General features: G+C 71.3%; 16 protein-coding genes. 9 read left to right on the top strand and 7 right to left on the bottom strand.

Features of this window, described 5'->3' with window-relative positions; translation table 11 throughout:
- Window positions 1-14: 14 nt before the first annotated feature.
- Together scy and mce are read right to left on the bottom strand one after the other, a co-directional pair.
- On the bottom strand, window positions 15-3,953 hold the full coding sequence (gene scy, locus ACIBKX_RS18530; RefSeq protein WP_363275162.1) for a polarized growth protein Scy: 3,939 nt from the start codon (window positions 3,951-3,953) through the stop codon (window positions 15-17).
- A 270-nt stretch (window positions 3,954-4,223) separates the two neighbouring features.
- Window positions 4,224-4,664: a methylmalonyl-CoA epimerase gene (gene mce, locus ACIBKX_RS18525; protein ID WP_363275161.1), complete on the bottom strand. Its 441-nt coding sequence runs from the start codon at window positions 4,662-4,664 to the stop codon at window positions 4,224-4,226.
- Between the two features lie 137 nt (window positions 4,665-4,801).
- On the opposite strand from mce, the gene ACIBKX_RS18520 reads away from it, so the two are divergent.
- Window positions 4,802-6,004 carry an acetyl-CoA C-acetyltransferase gene (locus ACIBKX_RS18520; RefSeq protein ID WP_363275160.1) on the top strand — a complete coding sequence of 401 codons (1,203 nt, stop codon included), beginning with the start codon at window positions 4,802-4,804 and terminating at the stop codon, window positions 6,002-6,004.
- Window positions 6,005-6,074: 70 nt separating this feature from the next.
- The gene (gene meaB, locus ACIBKX_RS18515; protein ID WP_363275159.1) at window positions 6,075-7,031 is read left to right on the top strand and encodes a methylmalonyl Co-A mutase-associated GTPase MeaB; all 957 of its coding nucleotides are present in this window, start codon (window positions 6,075-6,077) and stop codon (window positions 7,029-7,031) included.
- 69 nt (window positions 7,032-7,100) lie between these two features.
- Here meaB and ACIBKX_RS18510 read toward each other — a convergent pair whose 3' ends face one another.
- Window positions 7,101-7,775, bottom strand: a complete 675-nt coding sequence (locus tag ACIBKX_RS18510) for a PepSY domain-containing protein (protein ID WP_363275158.1) — start codon at window positions 7,773-7,775, stop codon at window positions 7,101-7,103.
- Between the two features lie 136 nt (window positions 7,776-7,911).
- Between ACIBKX_RS18510 and ACIBKX_RS18505 the strand changes: the two genes are divergently transcribed.
- Window positions 7,912-8,577: a response regulator transcription factor gene (locus tag ACIBKX_RS18505; protein WP_363275157.1), complete on the top strand. Its 666-nt coding sequence runs from the start codon at window positions 7,912-7,914 to the stop codon at window positions 8,575-8,577.
- Entirely contained in the window at window positions 8,574-10,004 is a 1,431-nt protein-coding gene (locus tag ACIBKX_RS18500; protein WP_363275156.1) for a HAMP domain-containing sensor histidine kinase, read from the top strand. The genes ACIBKX_RS18505 and ACIBKX_RS18500 overlap by 4 nt, the downstream gene beginning before the upstream one ends.
- Window positions 10,005-10,007: 3 nt before the next feature.
- On the opposite strand, the gene ACIBKX_RS18495 is transcribed toward ACIBKX_RS18500, so the two are convergent.
- The 4 genes from ACIBKX_RS18495 to ACIBKX_RS18480 all read right to left on the bottom strand — a co-directional run bounded on the left by ACIBKX_RS18495 (window position 10,008) and on the right by ACIBKX_RS18480 (window position 12,680).
- Window positions 10,008-10,484 carry a MarR family transcriptional regulator gene (locus tag ACIBKX_RS18495; RefSeq protein ID WP_363275155.1) on the bottom strand — a complete coding sequence of 159 codons (477 nt, stop codon included), beginning with the start codon at window positions 10,482-10,484 and terminating at the stop codon, window positions 10,008-10,010.
- 120 nt (window positions 10,485-10,604) lie between these two features.
- Complete coding sequence (locus tag ACIBKX_RS18490) at window positions 10,605-11,360, bottom strand: AIM24 family protein (RefSeq protein WP_363275263.1); 756 nt, start codon at window positions 11,358-11,360, stop codon at window positions 10,605-10,607.
- Between the two features lie 29 nt (window positions 11,361-11,389).
- Window positions 11,390-12,040, bottom strand: a complete 651-nt coding sequence (locus ACIBKX_RS18485; RefSeq protein ID WP_363275154.1) for an AIM24 family protein — start codon at window positions 12,038-12,040, stop codon at window positions 11,390-11,392.
- Between the two features lies 1 nt (window position 12,041).
- Window positions 12,042-12,680, bottom strand: coding sequence for an AIM24 family protein (locus tag ACIBKX_RS18480; RefSeq protein WP_363275152.1), 639 nt, complete (start codon window positions 12,678-12,680; stop codon window positions 12,042-12,044).
- 167 nt (window positions 12,681-12,847) lie between these two features.
- On the opposite strand from ACIBKX_RS18480, the gene ACIBKX_RS18475 reads away from it, so the two are divergent.
- From ACIBKX_RS18475 to ACIBKX_RS18455, 5 genes are all read left to right on the top strand, one after another.
- The gene (locus tag ACIBKX_RS18475; RefSeq protein ID WP_363275150.1) at window positions 12,848-13,192 is read left to right on the top strand and encodes a DUF3817 domain-containing protein; all 345 of its coding nucleotides are present in this window, start codon (window positions 12,848-12,850) and stop codon (window positions 13,190-13,192) included.
- Window positions 13,189-13,482 carry an MTH1187 family thiamine-binding protein gene (locus ACIBKX_RS18470; RefSeq protein ID WP_363275149.1) on the top strand — a complete coding sequence of 98 codons (294 nt, stop codon included), beginning with the start codon at window positions 13,189-13,191 and terminating at the stop codon, window positions 13,480-13,482. The genes ACIBKX_RS18475 and ACIBKX_RS18470 overlap by 4 nt, the downstream gene beginning before the upstream one ends.
- 189 nt (window positions 13,483-13,671) lie before the next feature.
- Window positions 13,672-14,370, top strand: a complete 699-nt coding sequence (locus ACIBKX_RS18465; RefSeq protein WP_363275148.1) for a hypothetical protein — start codon at window positions 13,672-13,674, stop codon at window positions 14,368-14,370.
- Window positions 14,367-15,050 (top strand): DUF4166 domain-containing protein, encoded by a 684-nt coding sequence (locus ACIBKX_RS18460; RefSeq protein ID WP_363275147.1) that lies wholly within the window; start codon window positions 14,367-14,369, stop codon window positions 15,048-15,050. The genes ACIBKX_RS18465 and ACIBKX_RS18460 overlap by 4 nt, the downstream gene beginning before the upstream one ends.
- Window positions 15,047-15,685: a TetR/AcrR family transcriptional regulator gene (locus ACIBKX_RS18455; RefSeq protein ID WP_363275146.1), complete on the top strand. Its 639-nt coding sequence runs from the start codon at window positions 15,047-15,049 to the stop codon at window positions 15,683-15,685. Before ACIBKX_RS18460 ends, ACIBKX_RS18455 begins: the two co-directional genes overlap by 4 nt.
- Window positions 15,686-16,077: the final 392 nt, after the last annotated feature.

Raw genomic sequence — 16,077 nt, 5'->3', positions numbered from 1 at the left:
CAGATGTTCTTTGGCTAGCCCTCAGACGTCTTGCCACCCGATCGAGTTGCCCCTGCCGTGGCACCGGCCTTGACGCCCCCCGCGCCGGAGCCGCCGTTGGACGGCGCCTTCGCACCGGCCGACGGGGCCTCAAAAGACTCCAACGCCTCCAGCACGTCCTGGACACGGGAGATCTCCGCGTTGATGTCCTCGCGGCGCCGGACCAGGACCTCGAGCTCGCGTTTGCCCTCGGTGACCATCCGCTCGGCCTCGGCCTCCGCCTCCGCCTTGACCCGCTCGGCGTCGTGCACCAGCGTCGCGACCTTCGTCTCGGCCTCCTTGAGCAGCGCCTCGGCCTTCTTCACGGCGGCGATACGCACCTTGCCGGCCTCGGAACTCGCGTCCGACACCAGCTCCTTCGCCTTTGCCTCGGCCTCGGCGAGCTGCTCCTCGGCGGCCTTCACCAGAGCGTCACAGCGTTCGCCCGCGGTCTTCATCGCCTCGGCGGACTCGCGGCGCGCACGCTCGTGCAGCTCCTCGATCTCCGCGGTGATGCGGTCGCGCTGCTCCTCGGAACGCTCCCTTATGGCCGTCGCGTCGCGGCGGGCGCCGACGAGCAGCTCGTCCGCGTCCGTACGCGCCTTCTCCACCCGGGAGTTGCCCTCGACGGTCGCCTCGGAGACCAGCCGGTCGGCCTCCGTGCGGGCCGCGCCGACCATCGTGTCGGCCTGCGCCTCCGCGTCCGTGGTCGCCTTGAGCGCCTTCTCCTGGGCGTCCTTCGTCAGCTTCTCCGCCTCGGCCGCCGCCTCCGTGATCAGCGTGTCGACCTGCTCGGCCGCCTCCGAGCGGCGCTTGTTGGCCGCCTGGCGCGCCTCGTCCAGGGTGCGCTCCGCCTCGTCCCGCGCCTGCGACGTGAGCCGCTCGGCCTCGGCCGCGGCCTCCGCCTTGACCCGCTCGGACTCGGCCCGGATGCGCTCCGCGTGCTGCTGGGCGGAGCCCACCGTCTCGGCGGCGTCCGCGCGCAGCCGCTCGGCGTCGCCCGTGGCGTCCGAGATGAGCTTCTCGGCCTTCGCCACCGACTCCGTGCGCTGCCGCTCTGCCTCGGCGGCGGTCTCGCTCTGGAGCCGCTCGACCGCCGCAGCGGTCTCCGTACGCAGCCGCTCGGCCTCCGCGGCCGTCTCGGTCTGCAGCCGCTCGGCCTCGCCGCGTGCCTCGCCGATCAGCTGGTCGGCCTGGTTCGCGGCGTCGCTGCGGATGCGGTTGGCGTCCTCGCGGGCGTCGGCCCGCGTGCGCGAGGCGTCCTGCTCGGCCGACGCGATCGCGTCCGATGCCTCCGTACGCGAACGCTGGGCGTGCTCGGAGGCCTCCGTACGCAGCCGCTCGGCCTCCGCGATCGCCTCCGAAACCGTGCGCTCCGCCAGCGACTTGGCGGCCTCCGCCTCCTCGTTCGCCTCGCGCCGGGTGCGGCCCGCGTCCTCGGACGCGCGCTCCCGCTCGGCGTAGGCGTCCGAGCGGACGCGGTCCGCCTCCTCCTGCGCCTCGGTCCGGGTGCGCTCCGCCGCGTGCTCGGCGGCGCTGCGCAGGCCCGCGACCTCTTCCTGCGCCGTCTCGTGCAGACCGGCCACGGAGTCCCGTACGGACTGCGCGGTCTGCTCGGCGGCGGAGACCAGCTCGGTCGCCCTGCGGTCCGCCTCCTCGACCAGGCGCACGGCCTCGGCCTGCGCCTCGTCGACGCGCTTGCGGGCGGAGGCGAGCAGCTCCTCGCTCTGCTCGCGGGCGCGCTCGCGCTCCTGGTCGGCCTCGCCGCGCGCTGAGCTGAGGGTCTCCTCGGCCTCGCGGCGGCGCCGGGCGGCCTCCTCCTGGGCGGCGGACAGCGCCTCGGCGGCCTCCGTGGCGATGCGCTCGGCGGCGGTGGCCGCCTCCGCGCGGACCCGGTCGGCCGACTCCTGGGCCTCCGTCTTCAGCCGCTCCGCCTCGGCCGCCGCCTCGGACCGCAGCCGTACGGCGACGGACTCGCCCTCGGCGCGCGCCTGCGAGGCGTCCGCTGCGGCCTCGGTGCGCAGCCGCTCGGCCTCCGTCTCGGCCTGCGCCTGCAGCGTGCGGATCCGCTCGGCGGACTCGGCGCGCAGCCGGTCCGTCTCGTCGGAGGCCTCCTTGCGCAGCCGCTCGGCCTGCGCGCGCGCGTCGGTCAGCGCCTGCTCGGCGGAGGTCACCCGCTCCTCGGCCTCCGTGCGAAGCCGCGCCAGCTCGTCGGCCGCCTCGGACTGCCGTGCCGCTATCGCCCGCTCGGTCTCCTCGCGCAGGGCCCGCGCGGCCTCCTCGGCCTGAGACTTCGTGGTCTCGGCCTGCTCGGCGGCCTCCTCGCGGTGCCGCTCGGCCTCGGCGCGGGTGCGCTCCAGGGTCTCCTCGGCCTGGCCCCGCAGCGTCGTGGCGCGCTCGATGGCCTCGGTGCGGACCCGCTCGCTCTCGGCCGTCGCCGCCGTCTTCAGCTCGTCCGCGTCGGCCTTCGCCTTGGCGAGCAGCTCCTCGGCGGACTTGGCCGCCTCCTCGATCTTCTGGACGGCCTCGCGCCGGGCCTCGCCCCGGATCCGCTCGCCCTCGGTGACCGCGTCGGCCCGCAGCTGCTCGGCCTCGCCGCGCAGCCTGCGCGCCTCCTCCTGCAGCTCGACCGTCTTGGCGCGGTACTCCTTGGTGTCGTCCTTCGCCGTGCCCTTGAGCTGCTCGGCGAGGTCGTGCGCCTCGGCGCGCAGCCGGTCCGCCTCGGCCTCGGCCTCGCCGCGGATCCGCTCGGCCTCCTCGGTGGCGGCCTTCGTCGTCTCCTTGGCGTCCTTCGACGCCTTGTCGAGCACGTCCTCCGCGGTGCGGGCGGCCTGGGCGAGCTGGCCCGCGGTCTCCTCCGCGGTGATCGTGCGCGCCTTCTCGCCGGCGTCCTTGATCAGCTTCTCGGCCTCGGCGCGGGCGTCCGTGACGAGCTGCTCGGCCTCGGACTTGGTGGACTCGGCTTCCTTCGTGGCCTCGCCGACCAGCCGGGCGACCTGCTCCTTCGCCGTACGCGTGCGCTGCTCGCCCGCGGCCTCGGCGGCGGCGAGCTGCTTGGCCGCGGCGTCCTTCGCCTCGGCGACGAGCTTCTCGGACTCCGTGCGCGCCTCGCGCAGCGCCGTCTCGGCCTCCGTCATCCGCTGCTCGGCGGCGCGGGCGGCCTCGGCGGCCTGGCGGCGCGCCTGCTCGGACTCGGTGGCCGTGGTGGAGCGCAGGTTCTCCGCGTGGTCGGTGGCCTCCTGGGCCTGCGTCGACGCCGCGTTCAGGAGCCGCTCGGCGTCCGTGCGGGCCCGGCGCAGGGTCGCGTCGGCCTCCGCGCGGGCCGACTCGGCGTCGCTCGCCAGGCGCTGGCGGGCCTCCTCGGCGACGCGCTCGGCCTCGGCGCGGGCGGCGGCCAGGGACTGGTCGGCCTCGGCGCGGGACTCGTCGAGCAGGCGGCGCGCCTGTTGCTCCGTACGCGCGCGCAGCTGCTCGGCCCACGCCACGTTCTCGTTGACGTGCGACTCGACGGTCTGCCGGCGCTCGGACAGCTCCTGGTCGAGCTGCTGACGGCGCGACACCGCCTCGGCGTGCAGCTCCGACTGGAGCCTGGCCTGCTGCTCCGCGTGCTCCTGGAGGATGCGCTGGGTCTGCGCCCTGGCGTCCCGCAGCTCGCGCTCGGCGTCCGCGCGCAACTGGTCGGCCTGGATCTGGGCGTTGCGGAGCAACTGCTCGGCCTGGTAGCCGATGTCCGCGCCGTCGTAGGCAGGGCGGGACGCGAGGCTGCGGCGCGCCTCGTGCAGCTTGGCGCGCAACACCTCGACCTGGTAGCCGAGGTCCTCGGCGTGCTGGACGGCCTTCTCCCGCTCGGTCTTCAGCCGGTCCATCTCGGCCTCGAACCGCGAAAGACTGTCGGTCTCAGCCCGCGAGCTCTCTTGGCGTTCGTAGCCCCGCACTGCGCGGTCCCATCCTTCCCCGAGCTCTCGGCTCCGCTCGAGCAGGGGAGGCCCCACTCTGGCCGCAAGTCTCTGACGTACGAGCCCAGTCCATCCGCCGAACGGGGCCCACGGGGAATGGTGTCAGATCAACAGCGGAGTCTGGGCTGCTGCCCCGACGCTCGTCCCCCGAAACCCGGACCCCGGCACGCGGTCGCCCAGCGTACGGACGACCGGCCGCCCAGAGTTCGGACGGCCGCCCCCAACCCTACCGGCCCAAGTATGCGGAGGTCAGTGCTCCGGTGACTCCTGAGCTGCCGAGGTGACGAGTTCGGTGAGCACGCCGTGGCAGTCCTTGGGGTGCAGGAAGGTGATGCGGGACCCCATGGACCCGATCCGGGGCTCCTCATAGAGGACGCGTACGCCCTTGTCCTTGATGGCCGCGGCGTCGCCGTCCACGTCCGCGGTGCCGAAGGCGATGTGGTGCACGCCCTCGCCGTTCTTGGCCAGCCACTTGCCCACCGCGGAGTCGTCGCGGGTGGGTTCGAGGAGCTGGAGGTAGGAGGCGCCGCCGTCCGAGGTCTCATTGATCTTGAGCATGGCCTCGCGCACGCCCTGCTCTTCGTTGACCTCGGTGTGGAACACCGTGAAGCCGTAGGTATCGCGGTAGAACTCGACGGTCTTGTCGAGGTCGAAACAGGCGATCCCGATGTGATCGATTCGCGTCAGCATGTTTTCAGTGCAGCCCTTCCGGCGGCGATTACGCAACGTGCGCGCGATCACACCCAACGCCCGATGACGCACGGCGTACCGCTCAGTACATTCAAGTAAACCCTCATTAACCTCCTCCTCCCAAGGGGTCGTGGCACATGTCTGGAACGACCGGTACCACCTCAGTGATCGTCGCGGGCGCGCGCACGCCCATGGGCCGCCTGCTCGGCTCCCTCAAGTCCTTCTCCGGCGCGGACCTCGGCGGCTTCGCCATCAAGGCCGCGCTCGACCGGGCCGGCATCGGCGGCGACCAGGTGCAGTACGTGATCATGGGCCAGGTGCTCCAGGCCGGGGCGGGGCAGATCCCGGCGCGCCAGGCCGCAGTCAAGGCGGGCATCCCCATGAACGTGCCCGCGCTCACGGTCAACAAGGTGTGTCTGTCCGGGCTCGACGCGATCGCGCTCGCCGACCAGCTGATCCGCGCGGGCGAGTTCGACGTCGTGGTCGCCGGCGGCCAGGAGTCCATGACCAACGCCCCGCACCTGCTCCCCAAGTCCCGCGAGGGCTACAAGTACGGCGCGATCGAGATGCTCGACTCGATGGCGTACGACGGTCTGACGGACTCCTTCGAGAACGTCGCCATGGGTGAGTCCACGGAGAAGCACAACACCCGTCTGGGCATCGCCCGCCCCGAGCAGGACGCGATCGCCGCGGCCTCGCACCAGCGGGCCGCCGCCGCCCAGAAGAACGGCCTGTTCGAGGCCGAGATCACCCCGGTCGAGATCCCGCAGCGCAAGGGCGACCCGGTGCTCTTCTCGCAGGACGAGGGCATCCGCGCGGAGACCACCGTCGAGTCCCTGGCCAAGCTGCGCCCCGCCTTCGCCAAGGACGGCACGATCACGGCGGGCACGTCCTCGCAGATCTCCGACGGCGCCGCGGCGGTCGTGGTGATGTCCAAGGCCAAGGCCGAGGAGCTCGGCCTCGACTGGATCGCCGAGATCGGGGCACACGGCAACGTGGCCGGCCCGGACAACTCGCTGCAGTCGCAGCCGTCGAACGCGATCCAGCACGCCCTGAAGAAGGAGGGCCTGGGCGTCGAGGACCTCGACCTCATCGAGATCAACGAGGCCTTCGCCGCGGTCGCGGTGCAGTCAATGAAGGACCTCGGGGTGTCCTCGGAAAAGGTGAACGTCAACGGCGGTGCGATTGCCCTGGGGCACCCCATCGGCATGTCCGGCGCACGCGTGGTGCTGCACCTCGCCCTGGAGCTGAAGCGGCGCGGCGGCGGCGTGGGCGCGGCGGCGCTGTGCGGTGGCGGCGGTCAGGGCGACGCGCTGATCGTGAAGGTGGCGAAGGCCTGACGCGTTCGCGTACGTCTTCTCGTACGTCCGTCTGGTCTTGTCCGTACGACATGGAACGGAGCTGTCAGCAATGCAAGACGTCCCCTCCCTGGTGGCACAGGCCCGCGAGGGCAGGCCGCGGGCCGTGGCCCGGCTGATCTCACTGGTCGAGGGGGCGTCACCGCAGCTCCGTGAGGTCATGGCGGCGCTGGCTCCACTGGCGGGCCATGCGTACGTGGTGGGCCTGACCGGTTCGCCCGGTGTCGGCAAGTCGACTTCGACGTCGGCGCTGGTGTCGGCGTACCGGAAGGCGGGGAAGCGGGTCGGCGTCCTCGCCGTCGACCCCTCCTCGCCCTTCTCCGGCGGCGCGCTCCTCGGCGACCGCGTACGCATGTCGGAGCATGCCTCCGACCCCGGCGTCTACATCCGCTCGATGGCGACCCGCGGCCACCTGGGAGGTCTGGCCTGGTCGGCGCCGCAGGCGATCCGCGTCCTGGACGCGGCGGGCTGCGACGTGATCCTGGTGGAGACGGTCGGCGTCGGCCAGTCCGAGGTGGAGATCGCCTCCCAGGCGGACACGTCGGTGGTGCTGCTTGCTCCCGGCATGGGCGACGGCATCCAGGCGGCGAAGGCCGGAATCCTGGAGATCGGCGATGTGTACGTCGTGAACAAGGCGGACCGCGACGGCGCCGACGCGACCGCGCGCGAGCTGAACCACATGCTGGGCCTCGGCGAGTCCCGCGCGGCGGGCGACTGGCGCCCGCCCATCGTGAAGACGGTGGCCGCGCGGGGCGAGGGCATCGACGAGGTCGTCGAGGCCCTGGAGAAGCACCGGGCGTGGATGGAGGAGCGGGGCGTCCTCGCGGAACGCCGCTCGGCGCGCGCGGCCCGCGAGGTCGAGACGATCGCCGTCACGGCGTTGCGCGAGCGAATCGCCGACCTCCACGGAGACCGACGCCTGTCGGCACTGGCGGAGCGGATCGTCGCGGGGGAACTGGACCCGTATGCGGCGGCGGACGAGCTGGTGGCGGGGTTGACGTCGGGCTGACCGGGACACGGAAGCGGGGCCGCCCTCCAGGGGAGTAAGGGCGGCCCCGAGCATGTGGTGTGCGACCGGTCAGTCGTCCTGGCCGTCGTTGTCGTCGCGGTCGTCGTGGTCGGCACCGTCGTCGTCGTGGTCGGCGCCGTTGTCCGAGCGGTCGGCCGTGACCTTGCCCGACTGCAGGTCCACCTGCCAGTCCGACTCAACCCCGCCGGAGGCGACCGTCTCCGCGTCCCACGCGGTGGCCGTGCCGTCGTCGTCCAGGTCCACCGACGTCACCGTGCCCTTGGCGGCGGCGGCCTGCGCGGCGTCCTCGGCGGTGGTGGAGGCGTTCTTCAGCGCGGCGGCAACGCGCGCCGCGTCGCCGTCCTCGTCCTGCTCGGTGTGCGAGCCGAGCACCTTGCCGGTGCCGGGGTCGACCTGGACGCTGTGCCAGCTGCCGCCCTTGCCGAGCACGTCGACGTCCCAGTAGAGGCTGCCGCCGTCCTCGTCGTCGAGCTCCGCGGAGACCGCCGTACCGGACTGCTTCGCGAGCGCCGCCTTGATCGCGTCGGCGGCGGAGACCTTCGCGGCCTTCGTCTCGGCCTGGTTCTCGGCCGCGTCGTCCCGGCCGTCGTCGTCCTTGACCTGGACGCTCGACTGCTTGGCGGCGGTCGACTCGTCGTCGCCGCCGACGGCAAGCGCGGTCGCGGTGCCGCCTCCGACGAGGGCGACGGCGGCGACGGTGGCGATGACGATGTTGCGCTTCATGAGGGTTCCTCCCGAGTCGGTCCGACCGTCGTTCCGGCCGTTCGTTTTCGACGAGGACCAATCTGGCCCAGTGATGCTGAAGCCAGCCTGAAGGTCCCTGAAGAACTCTTCAGGTTGGCTCTGCGACCCTGAACGCATGCGCCTGTTGATCGTGGAAGACGAGAAGCGCCTCGCGTTGTCCCTGGCCAAGGGGCTGACCGCCGAGGGCTATGCCGTGGACGTCGTGCACGACGGCGTCGACGGACTGCACCGGGCGAGCGAGGGATCGTACGACCTGGTCATCCTCGACATCATGCTGCCCGGTATGAACGGCTACCGCGTCTGCTCCACCCTGCGCGCGGCCGGTCACGACGTACCGATCCTGATGCTGACCGCGAAGGACGGCGAGTACGACGAGGCGGAGGGCCTGGACACGGGCGCCGACGACTATCTGACCAAGCCCTTCTCGTACGTCGTGCTGGTGGCCCGCGTGAAGGCGCTGCTGCGCCGCCGCGGCACCGCCGGCCCGTCCCCGGTGCACACCCTCGGCGACCTGAAGGTCGACACCGCGGCGCGCCGCGTCTTGCGGGGCGAGGACGAAGTGACGCTCACCGCCAAGGAGTTCGCGGTCCTCGAACAGCTCGTGCTGCGGAGGGGCGAGGTGGTCTCCAAGGCCGACATCCTCGAACACGTCTGGGACTTCGCCTACGAGGGCGACCCCAACATCGTCGAGGTGTACGTCAGCGCCCTGCGCCGCAAGCTCGGCGCACCGCTGATCAAGACGGTGCGCGGCGCCGGCTACCGACTGGAGGCCCCCCGATGAGGCGCTGGTTCAGCTCCGTACGGGCCAGGGCCACCCTCGGCGCGAGCATCGTCGTCGCCGTCGCGCTGATCGCCGCGGGCGCCGCCGTGCTGCTCTCGCTGCGCGGCAGCCTCGTCGAGCGGGCGCAGACCGAGGCGGACGGGGCGGCCCGCAGGGTGGCGCAGCAGATCACTCCGGACATCGCGTACGACAAGCTGGAACTGCCCGATGACGACGACACCCCGGTGCAGGTCCTGGACGCGGACGGCCGCCTCGTCGCGGTCAGCGAGGACCTGGAGCGCATCAGCGGCACGGCCACGGACGCGGTGAAGCCCGAGCGGGCGGCCACGGCACCCGACGACGACGATGACGACGACAGTGCGGAGGACGGGCTCGAACCGGGCGAGCTGTCCGGGAAGACCAAGTACACCGACGGCTCCGCGACCATCGACGGCGAGACGGAGGACTACCGCTTCGCCGAGGTCGAGGTGAACGTCGAGAAGAAGGGCGATCTGACCGTCTACGCCGGTGGCTCTCTCGCCTCCGAACAGAGCGCGGTCTCCACGGCGCTGACCTCCATGCTCATCGGTTTTCCGCTGCTCCTGGCCGTGATCGCCGCGGTGACCTGGCTGGTCACGCGGCGGGCGCTGCGCCCGGTGGACGCGATCCGCTCCGAGATGGCGGCGATCACCGCCTCGGAGGACCTCGGCCGCCGGGTGCCCGAGCCGGACACGCACGACGAGATCGCCCGACTGGCCAGGACCACGAACGAGACACTCGCCGCCCTGCAGACCTCGGTGGAGCGCCAGCGCCGCTTCGTCGCCGACGCCTCGCACGAGCTGCGCAGCCCCATCGCGTCCCTGCGCACGCAGCTCGAAGTGGGCGCCGCACACCCGGAGTTGCTGGATGTGGATGGCGCGGTCGAGGACACCGTACGACTGCAGGAACTCGCCGCCGACCTGCTGCTTCTCGCCCGCCTGGACGCCGGAGAGAAGCCCGGCGCGGCACGGGTCGACCTGGCGGCCCTCGCCCGCGAGGAGTTGTCGCAGCGGACGAGGGACCGGGTCGAGGTGCTCACCGACCTGAAGGGGGTCGAAGTCGCCGGATCACGCGGCCAGTTGGCGCGGGTGCTCGGCAATCTCGTGAACAACGCGCAGCGTCACGCCCGTACTCGGGTCACCGTCGCGACCCGCGCCGAGGGCGCCTGGGCGGTGCTCGCCGTCTTCGACGACGGAGCAGGCGTACCGGAGAGCGAGCGCGAGCGGATCTTCGAGCGGTTCGTGCGGCTCGACGACGCGCGGACCCGTGATGACGGCGGGGCGGGTCTGGGCCTCGCCATCGCGCGCGATGTGGCGGCGCGGCACGGCGGCACGCTCACCGTCCGGGAGGCTCCCGGCGGGGGAGCGCTCTTCGAGCTCAGGGTGCCGGTCGCCGCGCAGGGCGGCTGAGCGTCAGGGCTTTCCCCTTTGCGCCCGCAGATGTTCCGCGATCGGGGTCAGGGCCTTGTGGAGTTCGCCGAGCGCCTCGGGCGAGATGAGGTCGATGAAATGCGAGCGGACCGAGGCCACGTGGTGCGGGGCGACCCTCTTCATGGTCTCCATGCCCTCGTCCGTCAGGACGGTGTAGAGGCCGCGCCGGTCGGACTCGCAGTTCTCCCGGCGGACCAGTCCCGCGTTCTCCATGCGGGTGATCTGGTGGGACAGGCGGCTCTTGGACTGCAGCGTGGAGGCCGCGAGGTCGCTCATACGCATCCGCTTCTCGTCCGATTCGGAGAGATGTACGAGGATCTCGTAGTCGTTCATGGTCAGGTTGAACGGCTGGAGGTCTTTCTCGAGCTGATATGTCAGCATCCTGTTGACCTCCACGTGGGCGCGCCAGGCGCACTGTTCCTCGTTGGTCAGCCACTGCGGGGCCGTATCGGTCTCCATGGAATCGATTCTACCTAAGAAGTTGAAAGGTGAACGAATGGCGGGGTGTGACACGCGCCTCGCACCCCCCTGGTGACGGAGGGGTACAGGCGTTCGCCGTCACACTCCGCAGACTACCGCTCACAGGCCGAAGCGACGCTGGAGGTCCCCCAGTTGTCCGGGAAGGCGCGGTTGCCCCGACTGCTGTCCGTGTTGACCCGGTGCGCCATGCCCTCCGGGCACCCCGGCCTGCTGCGGCACCGCGCCCGTCGCCTGCTCGGCCAGCAGCGCCTCCGAGGACTGCAGCAGCACCGTGCCCGCGCCCACGAACTCGAACTGGTGCTCCTCGCCGGAGGTTCCGCCGATGCCGGTCAGTGCCCGCACGCCTCCTAGGACCCCCGTCAGATAGCCGTGGTCGTAGTGATGGCAGGGCGAGGGGCAGTCGGCCCAGCCCACCAGCGCCTGCGGATCGACACGGATCGGCGGCTCCATGAACACCACCGGACCGTTCGACGCGGCCACGAACTTTCCGGTTCCGATCAGCGTCAGGAAGCCCGGAACGATCGACTGCTTCAGCGCGAGAGTTGGCTGAAAAGCGAGGAGGTTGCCGGAGCGAATGGTCAGGTTGCCGTCTTCGAGGTCGTACGAATTCACGTCGAAGGCCCGGTCGGCGAGGAGCATCTTGCCCTGGCCCTCCGCCACGACCCAGTCGCTCGCGTGCAGCGGCGAATGAAAACTCGTGCGCACCAGACGGTCCAGACGGCCGTGCCCGATGCCGTTGAAGTCGATCGACCCGTAGTAGGCGATCATCTTCCCCTTCTGCAGGAACCACTGGCTTCCCTTGAGCTCCACGCAGAAGGTGTACGCGTTCACGCTGTCGTCGCTCGGCAGCGTCATCGGGTCGAAGACCGCGGGCGTCGTGGGGGTCACAGCTTGTCCTCCGAAGCTTGTACGAACACCGCGCCGTTCCCCGACAGTTCCAGCTGGAAGGCCTCGCCCGAGCCGCGCCCCACCATGTCGCGCCAGCCGAGCGCGGTGGAGAGTCTGTTGCGCACGTCGCCGTGGTGGGCCACATACGCCTGGGGGTCGACGTGCACCGGGCGCTGTGGGGTGATCGGCACCTCGATGACCCCGCCGTGCGCCATGACGGCCACCGCGCCGTGTCCCTTGAGGGTCGTCGTGAAGAGCCCCTGACCCGTCACCTGGCCCCGGACCATGCCCATGACGCCGCCCTGCGAGCCCAGGAACATCGTGCCCTGCTGCAAGGTCCCGTCGAAGGCGAGCAGCCGGTCCGCCTCCACATAGAGGGTGTCTCCGGAGAGGCCGATCACCTGGATGTGATGGCCGCCGTGCCCGAACAGGACCGTGCCGCTGCCCTCGACCGTCATCAGGGGCGTCGCCTCACCCGCGACCCGGCGCCCGATCATGGACATCACGCCGCCCTGCCCGCCCTGGACGTTGGGGGTGAAGGACACGTCTCCCTTGTACGCGAGCATCGCGCCGCGCTGGCTGTAGATCTTGGCGCCCGGCTGGACCGTGGCCTCGACCATCTTCGAGTTGATCTCCCGGAAGGGCATGTCAGACGTCCCCCGCGATCGTGTTCCGCTCGCTCGGCTGGACGTACACCAGTCCGTCGCCCTCGAAGCGGATCTGGAAGGCCTCGCCGCCGCCCTCGCCCATCAGCGTGCGGAACGTGACGCCCGACTGGAGATGCTGGCGCAGGTCGCCCTGATGTGCGACGTACGCCCCCGGGTCCACCGTCAGCGGAAACTGCCGGCTCACCCGCAGCACCACCGCCGGGCCGTCGGACATGATCGCCGCCTGGCCCGTGCCCTCCACGGTCGTGGTGAACAGGCCGTTGCCCTGCGAGGCGCCGCGCACGCCCGTGAAGTGGGTGCCGGTGCGCAGGCCCGCGTCCGTGCACAGCAGGTTGTCGGACTCGACGAAGAGCTTCTCGCCGTGCAGCTGGACCAGATTGATCTCCGTGGCCCGGTCGGCGAACCAGCACGTCCCGTGCCCCTTCACCTCCATCACCGTCATCTGCTCGCCGGTGAGGCGCCGGGTCACCATGCCCCGTATCCCCTCGCCGCCGCCGGACATCTTCTTGAAGGCCATCTGGCCGTCGTACGCCACCATCGAGCCGTTCTTCGCCTTGACGGCGTCGCCGGTCATGTCGACCGCGAGCACTCTGCTCCCCTGGAGCCGGAACGTAGCCACGCATCGACGGTAGCCGCCACGTACCCGCCCAGAACAGGGTGAAGGCCCCTGACCGAACCCGGAGAACACCCCGATGTCACAATGGGGGTCGCTTGTGCGCGCATTCACAAGATCAGCGCGCGTCGAGCGTCCGCCCCTCCGCCGCCCGCCCACCCCGAAGGTGATCCGTGGACATCAAGACCGCTTCCGCACTCCGCCGGCTCCGCCTGGTCTCGGCCCCCGAGGCCATCTCCTTCCTCCTGCTGCTCGTCTGCTCGGTGCTCAAGCGGACCACGGACTTCAACGCCGTGCCGGCGATGGGCATGATCCACGGCGTGCTCTTCGTGCTCTACGTGCTGTTCTGGCTCGACGCCTGGAACCGCACGAAGTGGGACGTGAAGACGGCCGCCCTCTACTTCGTCCTCTCCGTCCTGCCGACCGGCGGCTTCTTCGCCGAGCGCAAGCTGAAGCGTGAGGCCGAGGCCGCCGTGATCGCGTCGCGCGCCCGCCGCGAGGGGGTCGTCAGCGCATGATCGTCGCCTTCTCCGTGACGCCGCTCGGTGTCGGCGAGGACGTGGGCGAGTACGTCGCCGACGCGGTCCGCGTCGTCCGCGAATCGGGCCTGCCCAACCGGACCGACGCGATGTTCACGTCCGTCGAGGGCGAGTGGGACGAGGTCATGGACGTCGTCAAGCGCGCCGTCGCGGCGGTCGAGGCGCGGGCGCCGCGTGTCTCCGTCGTGATGAAGGCGGACATCCGCCCCGGAGTGACGGACGGCATGACGTCGAAGGTCGAGACGGTGGAGCGCCATCTTTCGCGGTGATTCCGAGCAGTACCCCTGAGAGCCCTCGCCGGGAACGGCGGGGGCTCTTTGCGTTGCCGGCGGTCGTGGTGGGCGGATTCCCGGTGGTCGCCGGCGGACGGACTTGAGCGACTGCTCAAACCGGCGTACCGTCTGGCGTGCGCACTGTTTAAGCAGTCGCTCAAAAAGGCATTGACCTGGGGGTACGTCATGAGCCTGTACGTCGAAGCGCGGATAGCCGCCGATCTCGATGAGCTCTGGGCGCGTACGCAGGAGCCCGCGCAGCACCAGCGCTGGGACCTGCGCTTCACCGAGATCGACTACCTTCCGCCGGTGGCGGGGGAGCCGCAGCACTTCCGGTACGGCACCCGAGTGCTGCCGTTCCTGACCATCGCGGGGACCGGGGTATCGGCGGGGGAGAAGCGCCGGCCCGACGGCACCAGAACCTCGGCGCTGCGGTTCGCGTCACCGCATCCGCTGTCGCTGCTCCGGGAGGGCTCGGGCTACTGGCGTTACGTCCCCACCGCCGACGGCGGCGTCCGCTTCCTCACCGGGTACGACTACGAGCCGCGCTGGGGCCGCTTCGGTGCCTGCGCCGACCGGATCGTGTTCCGCCCGCTGATGGGCTGGGCCACCGCCTGGTCCTTCGACCGGCTGCGGCTGTGGCTGGAGCGGGGGATCACGCCCGAGCGGCAGCTCCGGTACGCGCTCGCGGAGGTCGCCTTCCGCGCGGGGTGCGTGCTCGCGGCGGTCCTCGCGGCGCCGATGGTGGCCCTGGCCGTGCTGGCCCTCGTGTTCCTGCTGCCGCCGCTGCCCACGACGCCGGCGGCGCGCAGGTGTCTGCGTACGCCACCGCCACGCACGCGTGCACCCCGTGTTCTGACCACCCTCCGGGAGCAGCAGTCATGAAGCCGTCGATCTTCCGTACCGTGCTCGGCCCCGACTTCGACCGGCTCCACCCGGAGCTGCGGCGCCGCTTCTCCGTGGGGCTCGCGAGCGGCGAGGCGTGCACCGGCACGGGCGTCATGGACCGGATCTGGCACGGCAGGGGTTTCGTGAAGCCGTTCCTCGCCGTGGGCGGCACCCGCAACATCCTGGTCCCGCGTGCGGGCCGCGACGTCCCCTTCGTCATCGAGAACGTGCCGTACGTCGACTCGTTCGGCCGTGAGACGGTGACCTTCGTGCGCACCTTCGACCTGCCGGGCCGCTCCCGGCGCTTCGACGCCCAGATGGTCCTCGGGCCCCGGGGCGACCGGATCCTCGACTACCTAGGCACCCATCAGCACCTCGCGAGCGATCTCCACCTGCGGGTGGAGCGGGACGGGTCGCTGCTGATCCGCTCCGGAGACCATCGCTTCCGGGAGGGGCCGGTGGATGTCCGCGTCCCGGAACTGATCGGCGGCGACGCGGAGGTCCGCGAGTCCTTCGACGAGTCGACGGGCCGCTTCCGCATCCAAGTCCGGGTGGTGAACCGGTACTTCGGGCCGCTCTTCGGCTACGAGGGGTCCTTTACGGCGACGTACGCGGATGTGTCGTCCTGCGGGGTGCGGCCGGGCCTGCGGCCGGTCCGGGAAGAGGCGAGAGCATGAGCCCGGACACCAAGACGAGGCTACTCGAAGGCGCCTTGAGCACGCTCATCGAGCACGGCATCGCCAAGACGTCGGCACGCACGATCGCGGCTGCCGCCGGCGTCAATCAGGCGCTGGTGTTCTACCACTTCGGGTCGGTGGACGAGTTGCTGGCGGCGGCGTGCAGGCACGGTTCCGAGCAGCGGGTGGCACGCTACCGGGACCGCCTGGCGGCGATCTCGTCCCTCTCCGAACTCCTGTCCTTCGGGCGGGAGATGCACGAGGAGGAGCGGGAGGCGGGCCATGTCGCGGTCCTCGGCCAGCTGCTGGCAGGCGCGCAGACGCAGCCGCGTCTCGCCCCCGCGACGGCGGCGGGTCTGTCCCTCTGGATAGAGGAGCTGGAGAAGGTCCTGACCCGAGTCCTCTCCGCCTCCCCCCTGGGGGAGTTCACGGACCCACCGGGCCTGGCCCGCGCCCTGGCGGCATCCTTCGTGGGCATCGAGCTGTACGAGGGCGTGGACTCGCAGGGAGCGAACCGCGCGCTGGACGCCTTGGAGCAGCTCTCCGTCCTGGTGACGGCAGTGGAGGACCTCGGCCCCCTGGCGCAACGAGCGGTACGCCACCGCCTCCGCAGGACGTCGCCCCGGGTCGGGTGACTTGGTGGGGGTGCGAGGCCTGCGTCGACGGAGGGGGGCGGAGGTGTTGCCGCTGCCGCTGGGGCTGTCGCTGCCGCTGGGGCTGTCGCTGTAGCTGTCGCTGGGGCTGGGGCTGGGGCGGTGCGTTGCGTACCGGGCCGGGGGTGCGATGGGGCCGGGTTTTGGCGGCGCCCCCAGCTCCCCACCTGAAGCTGAACTGCCGTTCCTGGCAGGGGTGGAGGCGCAGAGTGGTGGGCGTTGGGGCGGTTGCTTGGGGGTGGGCCGGTGTCGTTGTTGGTGGCCGGTGCCGCCCGGTTTTGGGGAGTGTGGCGGTTGCGGCGTGCCTGTAAAGGGCGCTCCCTTCGGTCGCGTCGGCTTCGCCGATTCCGCTTGCGCTCCACCCTTGACAGGCC

The sequence above is a fragment of the Streptomyces sp. NPDC050658 genome (genome assembly GCF_044457025.1).
Taxonomy (GTDB): domain Bacteria; phylum Actinomycetota; class Actinomycetes; order Streptomycetales; family Streptomycetaceae; genus Streptomyces.
The sequence above is the reverse complement of the archived record's forward strand: the minus strand, read 5'-3'. Positions and strand labels throughout refer to the sequence as shown.